Source organism: Mesobacillus subterraneus, assembly GCF_020524355.2.
Lineage (GTDB): Bacteria > Bacillota > Bacilli > Bacillales > Cytobacillaceae > Mesobacillus > Mesobacillus subterraneus_C.
Genome location: NZ_CP129019.1, coordinates 1,609,446 through 1,627,233, shown reverse-complemented (window position 1 = coordinate 1,627,233; position 17,788 = coordinate 1,609,446). Strand labels below are relative to the sequence as shown.

The 17,788-nt window shown below is 40.9% G+C and carries 20 protein-coding genes, 1 pseudogene and 1 riboswitch; of the genes and pseudogenes, 8 read left to right on the top strand and 13 right to left on the bottom strand.

Going from position 1 to position 17,788, the window contains the following annotated elements; translation table 11 throughout:
- Window positions 1-82: 82 nt before the first annotated feature.
- The 8 genes and pseudogenes from ppdK to LC048_RS08300 form a co-directional block, all read right to left on the bottom strand.
- Entirely contained in the window at window positions 83-2,755 is a 2,673-nt protein-coding gene (gene ppdK / locus LC048_RS08335; protein WP_226604450.1) for a pyruvate, phosphate dikinase, read from the bottom strand.
- Entirely contained in the window at window positions 2,755-3,573 is an 819-nt protein-coding gene (locus LC048_RS08330) for a pyruvate, water dikinase regulatory protein (protein WP_226604453.1), read from the bottom strand. The genes ppdK and LC048_RS08330 overlap by 1 nt, the downstream gene beginning before the upstream one ends.
- A gap of 13 nt (window positions 3,574-3,586) precedes the next feature.
- The gene (locus LC048_RS08325) at window positions 3,587-4,234 is read right to left on the bottom strand and encodes a transcriptional regulator CcpN (RefSeq protein WP_226604627.1); all 648 of its coding nucleotides are present in this window, start codon (window positions 4,232-4,234) and stop codon (window positions 3,587-3,589) included.
- Window positions 4,235-4,655: 421 nt separating this feature from the next.
- Window positions 4,656-5,412, bottom strand: a pseudogene (locus LC048_RS08320) (exodeoxyribonuclease III).
- Between the two features lie 366 nt (window positions 5,413-5,778).
- Window positions 5,779-7,164, bottom strand: a complete 1,386-nt coding sequence (locus LC048_RS08315; protein ID WP_306049955.1) for an FAD-binding domain-containing protein — start codon at window positions 7,162-7,164, stop codon at window positions 5,779-5,781.
- A gap of 148 nt (window positions 7,165-7,312) precedes the next feature.
- Window positions 7,313-8,176 carry a DUF3307 domain-containing protein gene (locus LC048_RS08310; RefSeq protein ID WP_306049953.1) on the bottom strand — a complete coding sequence of 288 codons (864 nt, stop codon included), beginning with the start codon at window positions 8,174-8,176 and terminating at the stop codon, window positions 7,313-7,315.
- Between the two features lie 30 nt (window positions 8,177-8,206).
- The gene (locus LC048_RS08305; protein ID WP_226604460.1) at window positions 8,207-8,947 is read right to left on the bottom strand and encodes a hypothetical protein; all 741 of its coding nucleotides are present in this window, start codon (window positions 8,945-8,947) and stop codon (window positions 8,207-8,209) included.
- Window positions 8,948-9,150: 203 nt separating this feature from the next.
- Complete coding sequence (locus LC048_RS08300; protein ID WP_226604463.1) at window positions 9,151-9,588, bottom strand: peptidylprolyl isomerase; 438 nt, start codon at window positions 9,586-9,588, stop codon at window positions 9,151-9,153.
- A gap of 356 nt (window positions 9,589-9,944) precedes the next feature.
- Here LC048_RS08300 and LC048_RS08295 point away from each other — a divergent pair, with 356 nt between their 5' ends.
- Window positions 9,945-10,436, top strand: coding sequence for a VanZ family protein (locus LC048_RS08295; RefSeq protein ID WP_226604466.1), 492 nt, complete (start codon window positions 9,945-9,947; stop codon window positions 10,434-10,436).
- Complete coding sequence (locus LC048_RS08290; protein WP_226604468.1) at window positions 10,426-10,905, top strand: GNAT family N-acetyltransferase; 480 nt, start codon at window positions 10,426-10,428, stop codon at window positions 10,903-10,905. Before LC048_RS08295 ends, LC048_RS08290 begins: the two co-directional genes overlap by 11 nt.
- A gap of 31 nt (window positions 10,906-10,936) precedes the next feature.
- Here LC048_RS08290 and mug read toward each other — a convergent pair whose 3' ends face one another.
- The 3 genes from mug to LC048_RS08275 all read right to left on the bottom strand — a co-directional run bounded on the left by mug (window position 10,937) and on the right by LC048_RS08275 (window position 12,296).
- Window positions 10,937-11,455 (bottom strand): G/U mismatch-specific DNA glycosylase, encoded by a 519-nt coding sequence (mug, locus tag LC048_RS08285; RefSeq protein ID WP_226604471.1) that lies wholly within the window; start codon window positions 11,453-11,455, stop codon window positions 10,937-10,939.
- Window positions 11,456-11,492: 37 nt separating this feature from the next.
- Window positions 11,493-11,738 carry a hypothetical protein gene (locus LC048_RS08280; protein ID WP_226604474.1) on the bottom strand — a complete coding sequence of 82 codons (246 nt, stop codon included), beginning with the start codon at window positions 11,736-11,738 and terminating at the stop codon, window positions 11,493-11,495.
- A gap of 126 nt (window positions 11,739-11,864) precedes the next feature.
- Complete coding sequence (locus LC048_RS08275; protein WP_226604476.1) at window positions 11,865-12,296, bottom strand: hypothetical protein; 432 nt, start codon at window positions 12,294-12,296, stop codon at window positions 11,865-11,867.
- Between the two features lie 173 nt (window positions 12,297-12,469).
- Between LC048_RS08275 and LC048_RS08270 the strand changes: the two genes are divergently transcribed.
- Window positions 12,470-12,625, top strand: coding sequence for a hypothetical protein (locus LC048_RS08270; protein WP_226604479.1), 156 nt, complete (start codon window positions 12,470-12,472; stop codon window positions 12,623-12,625).
- A 77-nt stretch (window positions 12,626-12,702) separates the two neighbouring features.
- Here LC048_RS08270 and LC048_RS08265 read toward each other — a convergent pair whose 3' ends face one another.
- Both LC048_RS08265 and LC048_RS08260 read right to left on the bottom strand, forming a co-directional pair.
- Window positions 12,703-12,945, bottom strand: a complete 243-nt coding sequence (locus tag LC048_RS08265) for a hypothetical protein (RefSeq protein WP_226604481.1) — start codon at window positions 12,943-12,945, stop codon at window positions 12,703-12,705.
- Between the two features lie 255 nt (window positions 12,946-13,200).
- Window positions 13,201-13,389 carry a hypothetical protein gene (locus LC048_RS08260; RefSeq protein ID WP_213367925.1) on the bottom strand — a complete coding sequence of 63 codons (189 nt, stop codon included), beginning with the start codon at window positions 13,387-13,389 and terminating at the stop codon, window positions 13,201-13,203.
- Between the two features lie 244 nt (window positions 13,390-13,633).
- Here LC048_RS08260 and LC048_RS08255 point away from each other — a divergent pair, with 244 nt between their 5' ends.
- From LC048_RS08255 to LC048_RS08235, 5 genes are all read left to right on the top strand, one after another.
- Window positions 13,634-13,882, top strand: coding sequence for a hypothetical protein (locus tag LC048_RS08255; protein ID WP_226604484.1), 249 nt, complete (start codon window positions 13,634-13,636; stop codon window positions 13,880-13,882).
- Between the two features lie 77 nt (window positions 13,883-13,959).
- A riboswitch (TPP riboswitch) is annotated at window positions 13,960-14,058 on the top strand.
- Between the two features lie 104 nt (window positions 14,059-14,162).
- The gene (locus LC048_RS08250; RefSeq protein ID WP_264188499.1) at window positions 14,163-14,765 is read left to right on the top strand and encodes a Ykof family thiamine-binding protein; all 603 of its coding nucleotides are present in this window, start codon (window positions 14,163-14,165) and stop codon (window positions 14,763-14,765) included.
- On the top strand, window positions 14,765-15,361 hold the full coding sequence (locus LC048_RS08245) for an ECF transporter S component (RefSeq protein WP_226604488.1): 597 nt from the start codon (window positions 14,765-14,767) through the stop codon (window positions 15,359-15,361). The genes LC048_RS08250 and LC048_RS08245 overlap by 1 nt, the downstream gene beginning before the upstream one ends.
- The gene (locus LC048_RS08240; RefSeq protein WP_306049950.1) at window positions 15,345-17,021 is read left to right on the top strand and encodes an ABC transporter ATP-binding protein; all 1,677 of its coding nucleotides are present in this window, start codon (window positions 15,345-15,347) and stop codon (window positions 17,019-17,021) included. Before LC048_RS08245 ends, LC048_RS08240 begins: the two co-directional genes overlap by 17 nt.
- The gene (locus tag LC048_RS08235; RefSeq protein WP_226604491.1) at window positions 17,008-17,787 is read left to right on the top strand and encodes an energy-coupling factor transporter transmembrane component T family protein; all 780 of its coding nucleotides are present in this window, start codon (window positions 17,008-17,010) and stop codon (window positions 17,785-17,787) included. Before LC048_RS08240 ends, LC048_RS08235 begins: the two co-directional genes overlap by 14 nt.
- Window position 17,788: the final 1 nt, after the last annotated feature.

Below are 17,788 nucleotides of genomic sequence, written 5' to 3'. Positions count from 1 at the left end.
TTTCCATCAGTTACCTATTAATAAGGAAATAAATGATACTAAAAGCGAAGGAGCGTGTTTCTATACACGCTCCTTTTCCAGGTTATTTAGCAATAACAGCCTCTTTTTCATTTTTTCTCTCGTGGCGGATTGTTGCCTGTGCAGCCGCCAGTCTGGCAAGCGGCACACGGTATGGAGAACAGCTTACATAGTCTAGTCCCGCATTGTAGCAGAATTCAATTGAGCTTTTTTCACCGCCGTGTTCACCGCAAATACCGGTCTTTAAGCCAGGCTTAGTCTTACGGCCAAGCTCCACTCCTGTCTCAACCAACTTGCCCACTCCCTCACGATCAAGGACCGCAAACGGATTTTCTGGAAGGACCTTTTGTTCGATATATGCCTGAAGGAACTTTCCTTCAGCGTCGTCCCTGCTGTAGCCGAAGGTTGTCTGTGTCAAATCATTCGTACCAAATGAGAAGAAGTCTGCTTCCTCGGCGATTTGATCTGCAGTTAAAGCAGCACGCGGTATCTCAATCATTGTTCCCACAGTATATTGAAAATCCTTGCCAGTTTCTTCCCTAATACTTTGCGCAGCTGCATTTACCAGTTCACGCATTTCCTTTAACTCATTGACATGACCTACTAGAGGAATCATGATTTCAGGCTGTGCATCGATACCCTTATAAGCCAAGTTCACTACAGCATAGAAAATCGCTCTTGCCTGCATTTCATAGATTTCTGGATGAATCATGCCCAGTCGGCAGCCACGGTGGCCGAGCATCGGATTGAATTCATCCAATTGCCGTACCTTCTTAAGCAACGCTTGCTTTTCTTTAAGCTCTTTCGAGTCCGGGTCCTGGATTTGCAATTTGGTGATCTCGATAATGAGTTCTTCTTTATCAGGCAAGAACTCGTGTAAAGGTGGATCCAGCAAGCGAATTGTTACTGGCAGCCCCTGCATCACTTCAAGAATTCCTTCAAAATCCCCCTGCTGCATAGGCAATAGTTCATCAAGTGCTGCATTTCGCTCATCGTAAGTTTCAGCAAGAATCATTTTCTGGACAATTGGCACCCTTGCTGCGTCCATGAACATATGTTCTGTACGGCACAGACCAATACCGCCTGCACCGAATTCCAGAGCCTTGGCAGAATCCTCTGGATTATCTGCGTTGGCGCGGACTCCAATTTTACGTTCTTCATCTGCCCATGCAAGCAATAGCTGGAACTCTTTAGAAAGCTCGGGTTCGATCATTGGGATTTCACCAAGCATTATCTCACCAGTTCCACCGTCAATTGTAATGATATCACTATGTTTTACTACCACTTCGCCAACACGGAACTGCTTTTCATGAAGATCAATTTTCATTGCTTCACAGCCACATATACAGGCTTTCCCCATACCCCGAGCTACTACAGCAGCGTGACTTGTCATTCCGCCGCGGCTCGTAACGACAGCCTGTGCAGCGATGATTCCATGGATATCATCTGGGGTTGTTTCAGGTCGTACAAGAATGACCTTTTGACCATCATTCGCTAGCAGTTCTGCCTCATCCGCATCAAAAACTACTTTACCGGTAGCAGCACCTGGTGAAGCAGGCAATCCTTTTGCCAGCTGATTGCGCTCGAAATCCTCATCAATACGTCTGTGCAGAAGCTGATCCAATTGTTCTGGATCCACGCGAAGCAGCGCAGTCTTCTTATCAATGATCCCTTCCTTTACGAGTTCTGTGGCGATGCGAATTGCAGCTTGAGCAGTACGTTTTCCAGTACGAGTCTGAAGGATAAATAACTCCCCGCGCTCGACTGTGAATTCAATATCCTGCATATCCTCGTAATGCTGCTCAAGGCGATTGCAAGTTTCAACGAATTGCTGGTAAACAGCAGGCATTTCTTCTTTCAAGGTTTGGATGGGCTGAGGAGTCCTGATGCCTGCCACGACATCTTCACCCTGGGCATTGATTAAGTATTCACCGTACAGTATGCTTTCTCCAGTGGATGGGTCACGAGTAAATGCTACACCAGTCCCGGAATCATCACCCATGTTCCCGAATACCATGCTCTGGATATTTACAGCAGTTCCGAGATGTGAAGGTATTTTATTCAAACGGCGGTATACAATTGCACGCTGGTTGTTCCAGGAATCAAATACAGCGTTGATGGAAAGGAATAACTGTTCCTTTGGATCCTGCGGGAAAGGCTTTCTAGTATGTTTTGTCACGATATTCTTATAGCCTTCGATGACTTCCTTCCAGTCCTCTGCTGTCATTTCCGGATCTGTTTCATAGCCCTTCTTTTCCCTGGTTTCTTCTAGCAAGCGTTCAAAGAAGAACGTGTCAACATCCAGGACGACATCACTGAACATTTGGATAAAACGGCGGTATGAATCGTAAGCAAATCTAGGATTATTCGTAAGCGTTGCCATCCCTTCAACTGTTTCGTCGTTCATTCCAAGATTGAGGATAGTGTCCATCATTCCAGGCATCGAGAACACTGCCCCAGATCGCACAGAGACCAGCAGTGGGTTCTCAGGGTTACCAAGCTTTTTGCCTGATTTCTCTTCAATCTCTCCCAGTGCTTCAAGCACTTGAGCCTGTACTTCTGCCGGGATAGTTTTGTCAGCATCATAATATGCATTACATGCTTCCGTAGAAATTGTGAATCCGAAAGGTACCGGGAGTCCGATACGTGTCATTTCGGCGAGGTTCGCTCCTTTACCTCCCAGAATTTCCTTCATTCCGCTATTTCCTTCATTAAAAAGATAAACAAATTTAGACATCAGCCAAAACTCCTCTCACTTTTTAAAATATCGAGTATTAATCCTGCCGTTTCTTCGATCGCCTTGTTGGAAACATTGATCACAGGGCAGCCAACACGCTTCATGATTTTCTCTGCATAATCCAGTTCTTCGAGGATTCGTTCGTAGCTTGCATAATTTGCCCTCGCACCAAGTCCAAGCGCTTTCAGCCTTTCAGTCCTGATTTCGTTCAGCTTATCAGGAGAGATGATTAGGCCCACACATTTGCCTCTCGGTACCTGAAACAACTCATCCGGGGGCTTTACCTCGGGAACAATTGGGACATTGGCTACCTTGTAACGTTTGTGAGCAAGATACATCGATAAAGGTGTTTTTGAAGTACGTGAAACACCTACCAGTACGATATCCGATCTTAAAATACCGCGTGGATCTCTGCCATCATCGTATTTGACAGCAAACTCAATCGCTTCAATCTTACGGAAGTATTCATCATCCAGCTTTCGCATCATTCCAGGTCGATGGTTAGGCTCTTTATTGAACTTCTTTTCAAAGGCATTCATCAGCGGATTCAGTAAGTCAACCGCATAGATTCCTTCCTCTTGAGCCCTTTTATCAAGATAAGCCTTGAGTGCTGGAACGACGATGGTATAAGCAATTATTGAACGCACTTGCTTTGCAACCATGATGACATCTTCAATATCTTCCTCGTCCTCAACATATGAATTTCTTCTGATATCAACCTGGCCGCCGTTAAACTGTGTCGCTACAGCCTTTACTACAAATTCCGCCGTTTCCCCGACTGAATCAGATACCACGTACACAACTTCCTTCATATCCAAATACGCTCACTTCCTAGACATTTTTTTGCTCTGCGATTTCTAGATAAACCTTGGTAATGGTTGTTTTCGTTATTCGTCCAATGACTTCATATGAGTCGGGTTTATGCTTGAGTTCTCGGACGACAGGGAGAGAATCTATTCTGTTTGTTACTAGCTTTTTTGCAGCCTGGACCAAAGTTTCCTCAGGGTTCACCGTAATAATATTTGGCATTCTCGTCATGATGACGCTTACAGGAAGGTCCTCCAGATTCTTGTTTCCGATTGCAGCCCTTAACAGGTCTTTCCTTGAAATGACTCCAGCAAGGCAACTTTCAGAATCAACAGCATACAGCGTCCCAACATCTTCTAGGAACATCTGCACAATCGCATCATAAACAGAAGTTGATTTTTGAACGACAATCGGATGGCCTTTATAGTCATTGACTTTAAGATTAAGAAATTCTGTGGATTCAAACAGTCTCTCCCTTTCCTTATTGAAAAAATAGCCGACCCTCGGCCTTGCCTCGAGGCTTCCCGCCATCGTCAGGATCGCTAAGTCTGGACGGAGAGTTGCCCGTGTCAACTTCAGCTTTTCAGCTATCTGTTCACCAGTTATCGGGCCATCCTCCTTGACAATTTGGACGATTTCTTCCTGCCGTTTTGTTAGTTTAATAGAACTCACCACCAACGTACCCCCAATAATTAATATGTAACATTATCAAGGATTTTTTTAATGTGTTATCCTTATTAATTTATAGTATATAACATTTAATTAAAAATCAAAAGAAAAGGTTTTGTTAATTCTTAGAATATAGTAAAAAAAGCTGAGAATCATACGGTTTTAGGAAATCGTTTTTCAATTTACAACTTTAAATATGTCATACTGATTCACACTGTTGGTTGGCTGAATCTAATAATGCTTCTGACAGATTTGAAGAATATTAGTGTAAAGCCGTCCAAACTTCGGGCTGCTTCTGACAGCTTTAAAGGGAATCAATGAAAAGCTGTCAGAACTTGAGCTTTTGATTGAGAAAGCAACAAAGTTTACGAAAAGAGCCTAACAAAAATCCCCCTGAGCTCTTCTCAGGAGGATACCATCACATTTATAGACTTAATTCTAAGGTCACTGGGCAGTGGTCACTACCCATGACAAAGCATTCTGTTCCAGCTTTTTTAATGGCAGGTGCCAGTTTTTCCGAAACAATGAAATAATCGATCCGCCAACCAATGTTCCTTTCTCTCACTTTATTCATGTAAGACCACCAGGTGTATATATCCTTTGCTTCAGGATGGAGATGGCGGAAGGAATCAACGAATCCGCTGTCAAGAAGGTCTGTCATTTTGCCCCTTTCCTCATCAGTAAATCCGGAATTCCCTCGGTTAGGTTTTGGGTTTTTTAAATCGATCTCATTATGGGCGACATTTAAATCGCCACAAAGGATGACTGGCTTAGTCTCTTCCAATTCAAGCAAGTACTTCCTAAGCTTGTCTTCCCATGACAGGCGGTAGCCAAGGCGCGCCAGATCACGCTGTGAGTTCGGGGTATAAACATTCACGAGATAAAACTCTCCAAACTCTACAGTTATTGCCCTGCCCTCGTGGTCGTGTTCAACTGATCCAATACCATAATTTACAGATAGTGGCTGTTTTTTCGAAAAAACAGCCGTTCCGGAATAGCCTTTCTTTTCTGCGTAATTCCAGAACTGATGGTAACCTTCCAAATCAAGGCTGATCTGGCCTTCCTGCAGTTTAGTTTCCTGTATACAAAAAAAGGTCTGCGTCCGCTTCTTTAAAGAAATCTGAAAATCCTTTACGATCACAAGCCCTGATGCCATTCACATTCCATGATACTAGTTTCATCATTCCTTATTCTCCTTGCTGCTTTTTCCAAGCATAGTGAAAAACTCATATTTTTCTATTCTAACAGTCTTTAGTCAGCGATTCTAATATGGCGATTCCCTTCTTGCAGACCGGCAATCCATCCGAAAACTGTTGCCTCACTTTTCAATAACCCAATCGAGATGAGGTGAAAAGCCTGTAGAGCACCCGAAACGACTAAAATAGATGAAGCATGGGTGATTTCTTTTTGATTTAGGTATTTAGCAATTGCCTGGATATGGTTGGGAGAAGTACCGGCGATCCTGACAGTAGCAGGCGGTGTGATTACCCTTATAGGGAGTTTCCCTGACCTATTTCAAAGGGAGGAATGAAGTAGCAAGAGCTTCACTAAATATCAAAGGATAGTTGCTCCGTTTCCCCTTCGGCTTTTTTCTTACCTGGCTTTCCCTTTTTCTCTATTGCCTGGTTTTGAATATTTGCCTTTTTATAAACCTTTTTCACATCGACCATTGGTGCTTCATAGCCAAGCTGATAAAAAGCAGGATAAACCCACGGTTCGTGAATGTATTCGTCTGGAAGCCTGCTTAACTCAGGGATAAATCGGCGGATGAACGCCCCCTCTGGATCAAGCTGCCTGCCAACTTTAACGGGATCAATGATTTTCATCTTCCCTTTCATTCCCGCGTGTTGTTGAATATAGAAATCATGTACAGCTGGTTCGTAGTCTAAATAAAGCTCTGCCAGGGCAGCAGATATCTTTTGTTCATCCAACAATAAGGTATTAGTCATAAAAGCCGTAACCATAGCACGCAAAGAAAAGTTCATCCATCCCGTTTTATCAAGACTCCTCATGGAAGCATCAATAATCGGTATTCCCGTCCTTCCCTGAATCCAGCGCTGGAACCAATCTTCATTCCATTCCCTTTTGATTTTCCTTACAGCATCTATTTGCGGATGTTGTATCTTCCTGCTGCAAATCTCGACCCTCGAAGCAAGCTTTGATAAAAAAGCTTCAAGCTGTATTTTATCTTCCTCCAGCTCACATGCTTGCATTTTTTCGTCAGTTTTCTGGTAAATGGTCCTGACCGATATGTTCCCCCAAGTTATATAAGCAGAAAGCCTTGAAGATGAAAGCGAAGACGGGAGCGGTTTTTGCTGGTTTTTAATGTAGCTTGCGAACCTGCTGTCTAGGAAGGATTCCAGCGTTTCAATCGCCTTCATTTCTCCCCCTTGCTGGTCAAAGCGAATTTTATTTCCATCCACTCTGTAATTCTGTAGTTTTTTTAAGTCAGTGAACAGAAAATCCGGTGAATTTGACGGTACATTAATCTGGTTTGGAACTTCAACTATCGGTTCTTTTACATAAGAAATTAAACGATTATTTAGAAGCTTTGCTGAGATATTTTCGAGTGCCGGACCATAAGAAAAAAGAAGCTGCCGATTTTGTTCTGCCCACTTCTTAACTTTGTCCATTAACCTGCTGTCAATATGCGTATATAATTTTATAGAATCGTAAGTATCCAGCAATTTCTCAAGAACTGGCTCGATCTCGCCGGTTGCAAGAAAGAGATTTCCTCCCTTTTCCTCAATACCAATTGACAGCTCCTCAAGACTTTCAGCAACAAATTGAAAATGGCGGGCAGAAAACGATGTGTCCTTCCATTGTGCAGGCTCCACAACATAGATCGGCAATACCTCTCCCGCCCTCGCTGCTTCGGTAAGAGGCTGATGGTCGGTAATACGCAAATCATTATTGAATAAGACTATGTTCATACAAATCACTCCGCTATAGGCTCTTTTCTATGGCTCTTTCTGAAGATTGGCGCGTCCAAAACCCTTTCATTGCAGTCATGAAGAGGAAAAATATAAAGTTAAATATGAGGATGCCACTTACCCTATTAATATTCCATTTCAAACAATACTAATTTAATATCTCTCTTAATAGGATTCCAAACATTATACCAATGAACATAGATGTCAAGGTACCAAGTAGAAAATATTCCGCCCAGTCACGATCATCCATTTGTTTAAAACGGGCGATGGATTTCGCGGTAACAATAAAGGCGATGGCTGGATACGAACTGTAGTATGTGAGTAAAATCACCAGAAGTCGCTCGATATAACCAATCAACTTCCCCCGTGACATATCGTGTTTGTTGAAGATCATATAGCTGTATTGCTCTGAAAGTCCTCTTTCACCCATACTTTTTTGCAGATATTCCGGCTCCTTCAGCTCATTCTTAAATGTATATTTCCCTTCAAAGGTTAACAGTTGTCCAGGAAGAGAGCCTAGCAGGATACGTATTATATGTCCGCTGACGGTTGTACCCAATAGTAAAATGATGACAATGACGAGGATCGTACTGGAAGCGTCCAAATTTCGTCCTTCCTCGAACAGAAGCTGAATAAATGTATCAGCATTAGAAACTATTGATTTTTGAAAAAACAACTGCAATGCTAACAATAACATCAAGAGATGCAGCAGCTGGTCCAATATAAAAAACCATAACTTATTTAAATTTTCCCGTACCGTAAATTGATCCACAAGCTTAATCTTTACCATGTCAATGATCAGGTGGGTACCTGTTATGAATAGAACTGGCCAGACAACAGTCCTCACCACATCATTCTCCTGATAAAAAAATAGCCACCCTGACGTGAGTACAGCTGTGTTCACCATAAAATGATGCAGTATATGCTTTTTAAGATTTCTCAGCTTATCCTGAACCATACGGTCGGTTTGCAGGTAAAAATCTGCTAGTAGGTGCGCGATAATTAAACTCAATAAAAGCATGCCTGCTCCTTCCACCAGAATCTAGATGTTGAATAATTCCTGCACCCGGCTTTTTATATTTGTCCTTATACTTTCTTCGAGAACATCAGATTGGTTATTGGTTACTTCATAAAAATCACTCGCCTGACGGGCATTTAAAAAACTGACGATATCACGGAAACTCCGAATAATCTGCTCGCAATGACCTTTTTTAAAATGGCTGTAAATGGTAGGAGCCGATCGATCCAGAAGCTGAGCCACAGCATTTTGCTTGCCGTAAATAAGATACAGCGAGCACACTAGCTGTTGAATATCAGTTTGTTCGATCCGCAATACATGCTGCAGCATGAACATGCTATTTATTATCTGCAAACTAGGCTCAACATCATTAAGTTGTAAATGGAAGGATTCCCTGTCCTTTTGTTTTTTTAGATGGTCATTCGCGTTTCTAGCCTGCTTCACTAATGGATGAATCCACTTTTCAATATCGATTTCCTCTACTTTCTTATCCAGGCTGCCATAGGTAATCCCAAAATAAGGCGGATTCTTTTCATATTTCCAAAGCGAGCTTATAAAAAAGGCTGTTATAAAAGCGGATGCATATCCCTCGGACAGAAGAATAAGCTCATCCCCAGAACGGTGCTTAATCTGTACTGAACCGATGTTGCCATGCCAATTACCAATATCCCTCTCAAGCTGAGTTATATAATTGCTGATCTCCTCACCATGGCCTGCAGTAGAAGACTTAGTTACATCCATGATGAATACAGAAACTGGCACCATTGCCATTCCACCTAACGTAAAAAATTTGATTAATTAATCTAACTTTATAAAAATTATATAATATAGTCAAATTTTATCGATATTAGACTTTATAATTTAATTTTGTACAGTTACCTCTTCTTCATTTTAACAAGAGCGTATGTTCGGTTCAATGGGTAAAAAGTATAAAAAAAAGAGCCCGCAGGCTCTTTTTAATGAAATTCTTATTCTTCGGTAACAACGACCTTTTCCATAACATCTCCGTTGCTCATTGCTTTAGCTGCTTCCAAATTAGAAGTAACTTTTCCGAATACTGTGTGTACGCCATTTAAGTGTGGCTGTGATTCATGGACGATGAAGAATTGGCTGCCGCCTGTGTCTTTTCCAGCATGTGCCATTGAAAGTGAACCTGGTTGGTGCTTATGCGGATTGCCTTCTGTTTCACACTTGATTGTGTAACCAGGACCACCAGTACCTGTTCCGGAAGGGCAGCCTCCCTGACTAACAAAACCAGGAATTACTCGGTGGAAATTCAAACCGTTATAGAAGCCTTCGTTTGCAAGCTTCTCAAAGTTCGCTACTGTACCTGGTGCTTCATTTGGGTAAAGTTCGAATTCGATTTTTTCTCCGTTTTGCATTTGTATGTATCCTTTTTTAGCCATGTAAATCATCTCCTTATGGTAAAATCATTGTTATCATACCACTATTCCAAATAAAAATAAAAGTATCCACCTTCAAATTGTATTTTTCCCACATGGTTGTGTTAAAATATAACTGCCTCTGCCGGACATTCGCTTGTTGCGGGACACTTAACCACTGTACGGACGGCAGGGGCCCTGCTCTGGCAGCAGGGTAATAATACATATGATTAAACCTTGCCTTAGGGTAAGGTTTTTATTTTAATTGCAAAATTGTTCAGTTAGCTGGTTAATTTGAAGACTATAAATATATGGTATTTCCTTTAGTAGTTCAATAGATTTCATGAGGGTTCCTAACACAACAAACCTAAGGAGAAGTTATGCTAAATCGAATAAATTTCAAACACAAAAAATGGATTTCAGTAATATCTTATGGATTATTCATTATATACATCATCATTGCCGTAATTTTGTTGTTCCTTAGCCCATACAGACAGGCTGCCTATGAAATTAATTCTGCCGGTGCCAACCCATATAACATCATCCCTTTCAAAACAATCACAGACTACATTAAGGCTTCTTCGCACATAAATCAAAGTATCTGGATGTCCAATTTATTTGGCAATGTCCTTGCCTTTTTCCCTTTAGGAACCTTTCTTCCATGGTTGTTCAAAAGCTTCAGCGGGTTTTGGCGAACGATCGGTACGGTCTTTCTGGCGACTACCTCAGTGGAAATCCTGCAGTATGCGACCAGGGTAGGCAGTTTTGACATCGATGATATTATTCTAAACACAATAGGCGGTGCAATTGGCTATCTATTGATCAGATTGATTTATCTTCTTATGTTGAAGGGGAAAACAAATGGACATTAGAATGTTAAAAGTCGGCGAACAGCCGCCCTGGCATCTGCTCCTCCAGGCAGATCCTTCTAAGGATCTGGTTTCAGGGTATTTAGACAAAGGATCGTGCTATGTTATGGAATCAGAATGCAGTGACACAATCGGGGTAATCTTACTAGTTCCTGTTAGTTCTCATATCATCGAAATCATGAACCTTGCTGTCGATGAATTACACCAAGGAAAGGGCTTAGGCACCATCTTGCTTAAGCATGGGATTCAAACTGCAGCTGAAAAAGGCTATAGTATGGTTGAAATAGGTACTGGGAATTCGAGTATTTTCCAACTGGCGTTATATCAAAAAGTTGGATTCAGAATCACTGGAATAGATCGTGACTTTTTTATAAGGAATTATCAAGAACCCATTTTTGAAAATGGCATCCAATGCAGGGATATGATCCGATTATCAATGCTCTTAAATGGTGAAAACCGGTTTTTAGAATAAAAAGAGTAAAGGACCCTCTTCAGGTCCTTTTTCACTTGGAAATTGTATCATTTATCAACAAAGGGAGTTCTTTATAAATCTCCACTACTTCCTCCATCTTCATCCTTACCAGTCCGCTTGAGGAAGGTGCAACGAAATCAACGGTACCAGCAACGACAGCTCCATCCTGCTTTCCCCATGGAATATCTTTTTTCCCGCTGTATTGCTGGTATACACCTTTACCAACGAAACAAACGATCTTCGGACTGAATTTCTCGATTTTACTTATTAACTCAAGTTTTCCCTGCTGGTATTCTTCTTTCGTAATCTCATCCGCTGCTTTAGTCGGACGAGCAACTATGTTGGTCATCCCATAGCCTATTTCCAGAAGCTGATAATCCTCTGAAGAATTATACTTTCTTTGCGTTATGCCTGCTTCATAAAGAATCTTCCAAAATCTATTGTTTGGATTGGCGTAATGATGGCCTGTTACGGACGAACGGATGCTCGGATTGAAACCAACAAAAAGGACGTCAAGATTTTTAAGTAAATGATCAGAAATCGGCTCCACAATCCCCACTCCTTTCCAATCTTATGTATCTATGCACTCACCAATAACGGGGAGGCAGCTCATTATTTTTTCGGATATTCTTGAAAATTCTTAGATGGAACAAAAAATCATCATAAAACATCGTTTCGGCAATTTCAAATGAATAAGCGTCTGAAAAGTGATCCAATAGTTCGTTATCAATATGGTCTTCAAGGCCGCTCAACCACATTTTATAGCCATGTTGTTCATAAACATTTGATAAACCTGCCCATTCGAACATATCTTCAAGTTCCATTTCACCCATTCTATCACTCCTTCAGCTCTCACATCCATTTTCCCAAACTTTGACACACCTTATACAAGCTCAATTCTGCACCATGTTATTACATACCTTATTTAAGTCCTCATTTCTCCACCATGCTATTACTTACTATAAAAAGCGGCAAGCATCATTGCCCAATTCATCAGAGGATAGAATATACAGGGAATTTCCAGTTTGAGATTTTTCTTTAGAAAAACCAAAACTTACCAATTCATCATAATCCCCGTTTACGATGATTGCTGAAGTAAAAAGCAATGCCTGCAGATGGAATAGTGATACATCAATCATATCTGTCAGTGAACCGCCGTTGCTGATGTTTTCCACTACAGCAACCCTCCCGCGAATCCCCAGATTTTCATAAGCATATTCAACACTATCAGCAATTGTGTCGGAAATGGCTGCAGCTGTACTGATGATATCATTCCAATTTTCATCAAAAACAAAAGCATGCCACGGAGAATGATTTGAGGTATTTAGAAACTCAATTTTAAGAAATTGCTGGTCATTATCAAATTGGTAAACAGATTTCAACGCATCCATAGTTTCCCTCCATTCGTAAAGTAGGAATAGTTTCCCACAGCAAGCAAAAGTTAATGAATTTGTTTTACATGATTTGAAATCATTAGTAAATACTTACAACGATGTTACCACAAGCATGAATTTTGTTGTTAAGGGAAAATGGTAATAACAAATATTGTGAGGAGGACAAAAAAATGGAGCAGCATAAAAATAATAAAAATTCAAACGAGCAAAATACACAGGAGCACAGCATGGTGTGCAACGATCAATTATTTTTTCAGGAATTAAGGATAGCAGCTGAAGAGGCTGAGCGCGATCATATCGATGCAGACCAAGACAAGGCAAAATAAAAGAGAAAGGCAAAATGCCTTTCTCCATTACTTCATCAACTATTGATATTTCTACACTGCTTTGCATCATTAGCGTCTTAATTGATGAAACGGTCTCTTTCGGCTGCCTCTTCCTCACGCTCTGCTTCACGTTCTTCGTACCAAAATTTTATATGGGTGAGGATTGAGAAAACAAGGAAAAAGTTCATCGACCAGACACTCACAAACGGGGTCATTCCTCCAAACTCAATCGTCTCGTACTGTTTTAAAACCATCACAATATATGACTCAATGAACACAAGGACAAAGCCGGCTACACCTGCAATTGCCATACGCATCATATCAATAACCACCTTATCGTATTATCAGATTATTTAAATAATACGACTGATTATTGATTAACGCAACTATTTTGTCACTAATTTGCCACATTTTCGAGTTGACAATTTGGCATAGGACTTAATAACTATAACCTTCATTGTAAACTCTGTTGTTTTTTCATCTGTTATTGGAATTCTTATTGCCCGAGAAGGGTTCCCGGAACATGTAAGTGAAGAACCTAATGTATATTCGAAAAACAATAATTGATAATAGCTTTATCTATTCAACTTCTTTTGCTTTTGCATAATCTCATATGATTTTTCAATAATATCAGTTAATACATCGCCTTTGTATATTCTGCCGACCTTGGTATTTTCCTGATAGTATTCTACAATCTCGTCAAGCTTGTCAGATGTATCCTTGGAGACTCTAACGTTCAATTGAATTCTTTGGGTTTCATTCATGATTCAGCTTCCTCCAAATACTTCTGCTACTATATAAAAATAAAAATCTATCATATTGCTAGCAGTTTGATATTATGTAGATATGCGTCGCTAACACCACTGCAACGTTCTCTATTTTAACATATTCCGGCATCTTTCAACACTATGTTGGTTTGATATCCGTTTTTTTCTCATACTTAAGGGTAATTTATATCTGTGCCCTATCACCCTCTAAAAGTATACTTTAACAATATGGAGAGTTTCTATGAAGCTTATAAAATGGTCATACACAAAGAGATATAATATCAAAGCTCAATTTGACGTATTTCCAAACTCAATCGCCTTATTCCGCCAAATTAAAGATTATTACTTCGTGTATACTGTGAATTGGTCATTGGGCGATCCTGTTGTCTCGAAAACCGCGTTGGAGGAAATGGAGTGGCTGTTAAATAATGAGCTGGGCACCCTGGAAAGCTACAATGGGAGTAAATTTTTCCAGCGCGATTCGGAATGATTCACATTTTTTAAATTAGGCATTTACAATTCAAACTATTTCAACTAAGATGATTTTGGAAACAACAACTGCATAATTTTTTGCACTAGGGGAGCTTATGGCTGAGAAGAACTTTGTTCTGACCCTTATGACCCGATCTGGATAATACCAGCGTGGGGAAGTGCAGGAGAAGCTCTTCGTTATATTTCTTTTTTATTCTAACGATAGAATTCAACTGCATCCACCACGCTGGATGCAGTTTTTTATTTTCCAATAAATGAACAAAAGGAGCTGTTTTGAATTGAAAGAGATTCTTTGCGGTACTAGCGAGATTACAGGGGCGAGTTTTTCAATTTACCCAATGACAGACAGGTTCGTGGATATTATCCTCTCTTCACTGAAGAAAGTTGACACAACAAAGGTATGGATGAAGTCAGATGATATCAGCACATGTGTGCGTGGTCATTCAGAACATGTTTTTGACGTTGTTAAGGCTATATTTCTGAATGCATCAATTGCGGGAGACCATGTGGTCCTGAATGCGACATTTTCAAATGGATGTCCTGGTGACAGTGCTGGGGATGCATTCATGGCAGAAGATTTAATTCTTATGAATAAAGAGCTTTCACAGAAAATCAGCCTGGAGGTCGCAACCCAGTTCGCTCTCTATCCATTAGGTATTCCTGGATATATGGATGTCATTATGGATCAAATTAAGACTGTTGACCAGCAAGGTGTCTTTAGCGGAGGCGTTCATTATTCTTCAAGATTAGATGGTGATGGCAATAAGGTGTTTGCAGCTTTGGAAAGTGCGTTTGAAGGTGCCCGGAACAGTGATTCTTCACATATTGTCATGACGGTGACTATGTCAGCCAATAGCCCTTCTCGCAAGGAGGGTCAATGATGCTCGCCAACTGGAAACTTCGTGAGGTTGTTGTCCTCTCTGTCCTGGCAGTCGTTTTTGGGGTCATCTACCTCCTATTCTTACAAATCGGCAATGTACTTGTAGGTATGTTTGGCCTTATTGGCTATGATTTGATATTCGGAATCTGGTTCATCGTTTCCATAATAGCTGCATATATCATCAGGAAGCCTGGAGCAGCTGTATTATCAGAAACGATAGCTGCAACTATAGAGGTCATGCTTGGCAATGCTATTGGTCCACGCCTGATCCTTGTTGGCATTATTCAGGGACTTGGTGCAGAAGCAGCTTTTGCAGCAACCAAATGGAAGAACTATTCAGCATGGGTGCTGGTGGCTGCAGGAATGGGTTCCTCAATCACCAGCTTTTTATGGGGCTATTTTTTAGGAGGATTTGCTGCACTGTCACCTGGTTATGTAACAGCGATGTTTTTCGTCAGGCTTGCAAGCGGAGCAATATTAGCCGGCCTACTTGGTAAATACATAAGTGACAGCCTCGCAAAGACTGGAGCGTTAAATAGCTTCCCGCTTGGCAAGGAAGCCAGAAAGGCAAAGCATAACGATGATATCTCAGCCTAGTCGTCCATTTTTGGAGGTGTCAAACTTATCTTTCAGGTTTGAGGCTGGCCAGGATCCTGTCTTAAAAAACATTACCTTCGAAATTAATGAAAATGAGAATATACTTGTTTTGGGCCCAAGCGGTTCAGGAAAGAGTACCCTCGCATACTGTCTGAATAATCTGTATCCGTCTTCTGTTGATGGAATCATGAATGGCTATATTAATTATAAAGGGCGAGCGTTATCCTCCTTTGAGCCAGGAGAAGCAAACCGAAAAATTGGATTTGTCATGCAGGATCCTGATTCCCAATTTTGCATGCTGACTGCCGAGGAAGAAGTGGCTTTTGTATTAGAAAATATACGTTTCCCCAGATTAGAAATGGAAGAAAGAATACATTATGTACTTGATTTAGTAGACTTGTTGCCATTCAAACACAGACTGATTCACACCCTCTCAGGCGGTCAAAAGCAAAAGCTTGCGATTGCCTGTGCACTGGCAATGGAACCGGAATTATTGATCCTTGATGAACCAACCGCTAATCTAGACCCTGCTTCTGGGTTCGAACTAGTACAGACTTTAAAAAAATTAAAAAAATCTCATTCCTTCAGTATCCTCGTTATTGAGCACAATTTGGACAATTGGCTCGATTTTGTGGATCGCTGCATCATTTTCAATTCCAAGGGTGAGCTGTTTTTAAACGGTCCGCCAAACATTTGCTTTGCAGAATATGCAAGAGAACTCGCAAGTGAAGGCATATGGCTCCCCCGCACCATTCATGTTGGATTGAGACTACAGGATGCTGGTTTGTTAAAGAGTTCTTCACTGCCAATGACAATAAGTGAAATCATTGAACATAGTGAGGATATAGGGCAAACAATTGAATTTTTATCAACTGACAGCCGTAAGCAAATGCACACCCCCTCTCCTTCCATTATCAGTGCGAAGGGTGTCAGCTATTCAAGAGACAATCATGAAATCATCCAAGAAATCTCTTTATCAATTCATGCGGGTGAATTCATTGCAATAGCCGGGGCTAACGGATCAGGGAAGACGACTTTCTCCAAATGTTTGGCCGGTTTAATTCCATCAAGAGGTGAAATAAGGCTGTATGGTCTCTCATTAGGAGAGTGGCATGATGAAAAAAAATGGAGAAGGCTCGGATATGTATTCCAGAATCCAGAGCATCAATTTATTACTGATTCTGTGATCGAAGAAATTAATTACAGCCTTCAAGCGAAAGAGCAAGGTCCACAAAAATATAAAAATACAGAGATTCTAAAAAAACTTCGTATGGCCGATCAGTTATATAATCATCCCTTCTCTTTAAGCCAGGGTCAAAAAAGAAGACTGAGTGTGGCGGTCATGCTGGTGAATGGACAGGAGGTTTTGATCATGGACGAACCAACCTTTGGTCAGGATGCGGTTACTTCAAAGGAAATCATTGACTTTGCTGTCAAGGCTGTACCAGAGACAGGCAGCATCATCATGATTACCCATGATATGGATATAATTGATCGTTACGCAGATAAAGTTTTAGTACTCGAAAAAGGAAATATGTTATTTTACGAGTCTCCAGGCAACCTTTGGGATCAACCAGGAATTTTGGCGAGAGCGAATTTAAGAGTCCCGTTCCTCAGGGAAATGGCAATGCATGTGGAGGGAAGATATGCTGTTAAATGAAATGAACCCGAGCATTAAAGCCCTTAGCATTCTTGTCAGCATCTTGCTGCTATCGATATTTTTCGATCCAGTCACACCTTTGCTTAGTCTCATTTTGACTATAGCAATCACATTTATTTTTGGGAAGATACATTTTAAGAAGTGGATCCTGTTATTTTCTCCTTTCCTCTTCATGGCGATTGTCTATGTCTGGTCATCACTTTTGTTCCCGAGAGTAGATTGGGGAGACAGCATTATCTGGGAATGGTGGTTCATCACCATCACTGCTGAAGGGGTACAAAGGAGCATATCACTTGGATTAAGAGTGCTAAGTTTTGCTTCCCTTTCACTTCTATTTGCCCTTACGACCAATCCATTTAACTTTTTGCTTAGCTTAATGCAGCAATGCAAGTTATCTCCGAAAATTGCCTATTCCATCATGGCGGGATATCAATTCCTCCCTATGATAAAAAATGAATTTGAGATAATTAGAAGTGCCCATCGAATTAGAGGTGCAGGAAGAACAGAAACTTTATCGGATAAAATAAAGCAAATAAAGAAGTATGGCATTCCTTTACTCGCGAGCGGAATCAGAAAAGCAGAAAGAACAGCTATTGCAATGGAGTCAAAAGGTTTCACTGGAGATAAAGAACGAGAATTCTATCGAGTAATCCCAGTTTCTAAAAGGGATTGGCTGCTGTTTGGTTTGCTGATCTGCATCGTTCTTGTAAGTGCTTTAACCTCACATAAGCTTGGTTACTTGAGTTTGTATAATGGCGAATTATAAG

Coding starts and splice junctions, on each gene's coding strand:
- ppdK (WP_226604450.1), bottom strand. CDS start 2,755: ATGTCTAAATTTGTTTATCTTTTTAATGAAGGAAATAGCGGAATGAAG.
- LC048_RS08315 (WP_306049955.1), bottom strand. CDS start 7,164: ATGAACATAGTCTTATTCAATAATGATTTGCGTATTACCGACCATCAG.
- LC048_RS08305 (WP_226604460.1), bottom strand. CDS start 8,947: ATGGTGCCAGTTTCTGTATTCATCATGGATGTAACTAAGTCTTCTACT.
- LC048_RS08300 (WP_226604463.1), bottom strand. CDS start 9,588: ATGGCTAAAAAAGGATACATACAAATGCAAAACGGAGAAAAAATCGAA.
- LC048_RS08295 (WP_226604466.1), top strand. CDS start 9,945: ATGCTAAATCGAATAAATTTCAAACACAAAAAATGGATTTCAGTAATA.
- LC048_RS08290 (WP_226604468.1), top strand. CDS start 10,426: ATGGACATTAGAATGTTAAAAGTCGGCGAACAGCCGCCCTGGCATCTG.
- LC048_RS08280 (WP_226604474.1), bottom strand. CDS start 11,738: ATGGGTGAAATGGAACTTGAAGATATGTTCGAATGGGCAGGTTTATCA.
- LC048_RS08275 (WP_226604476.1), bottom strand. CDS start 12,296: ATGGATGCGTTGAAATCTGTTTACCAATTTGATAATGACCAGCAATTT.
- LC048_RS08270 (WP_226604479.1), top strand. CDS start 12,470: ATGGAGCAGCATAAAAATAATAAAAATTCAAACGAGCAAAATACACAG.
- LC048_RS08265 (WP_226604481.1), bottom strand. CDS start 12,945: ATGATGCGTATGGCAATTGCAGGTGTAGCCGGCTTTGTCCTTGTGTTC.
- LC048_RS08260 (WP_213367925.1), bottom strand. CDS start 13,389: ATGAATGAAACCCAAAGAATTCAATTGAACGTTAGAGTCTCCAAGGAT.
- LC048_RS08255 (WP_226604484.1), top strand. CDS start 13,634: ATGAAGCTTATAAAATGGTCATACACAAAGAGATATAATATCAAAGCT.
- LC048_RS08245 (WP_226604488.1), top strand. CDS start 14,765: ATGCTCGCCAACTGGAAACTTCGTGAGGTTGTTGTCCTCTCTGTCCTG.
- LC048_RS08240 (WP_306049950.1), top strand. CDS start 15,345: ATGATATCTCAGCCTAGTCGTCCATTTTTGGAGGTGTCAAACTTATCT.
- LC048_RS08235 (WP_226604491.1), top strand. CDS start 17,008: ATGCTGTTAAATGAAATGAACCCGAGCATTAAAGCCCTTAGCATTCTT.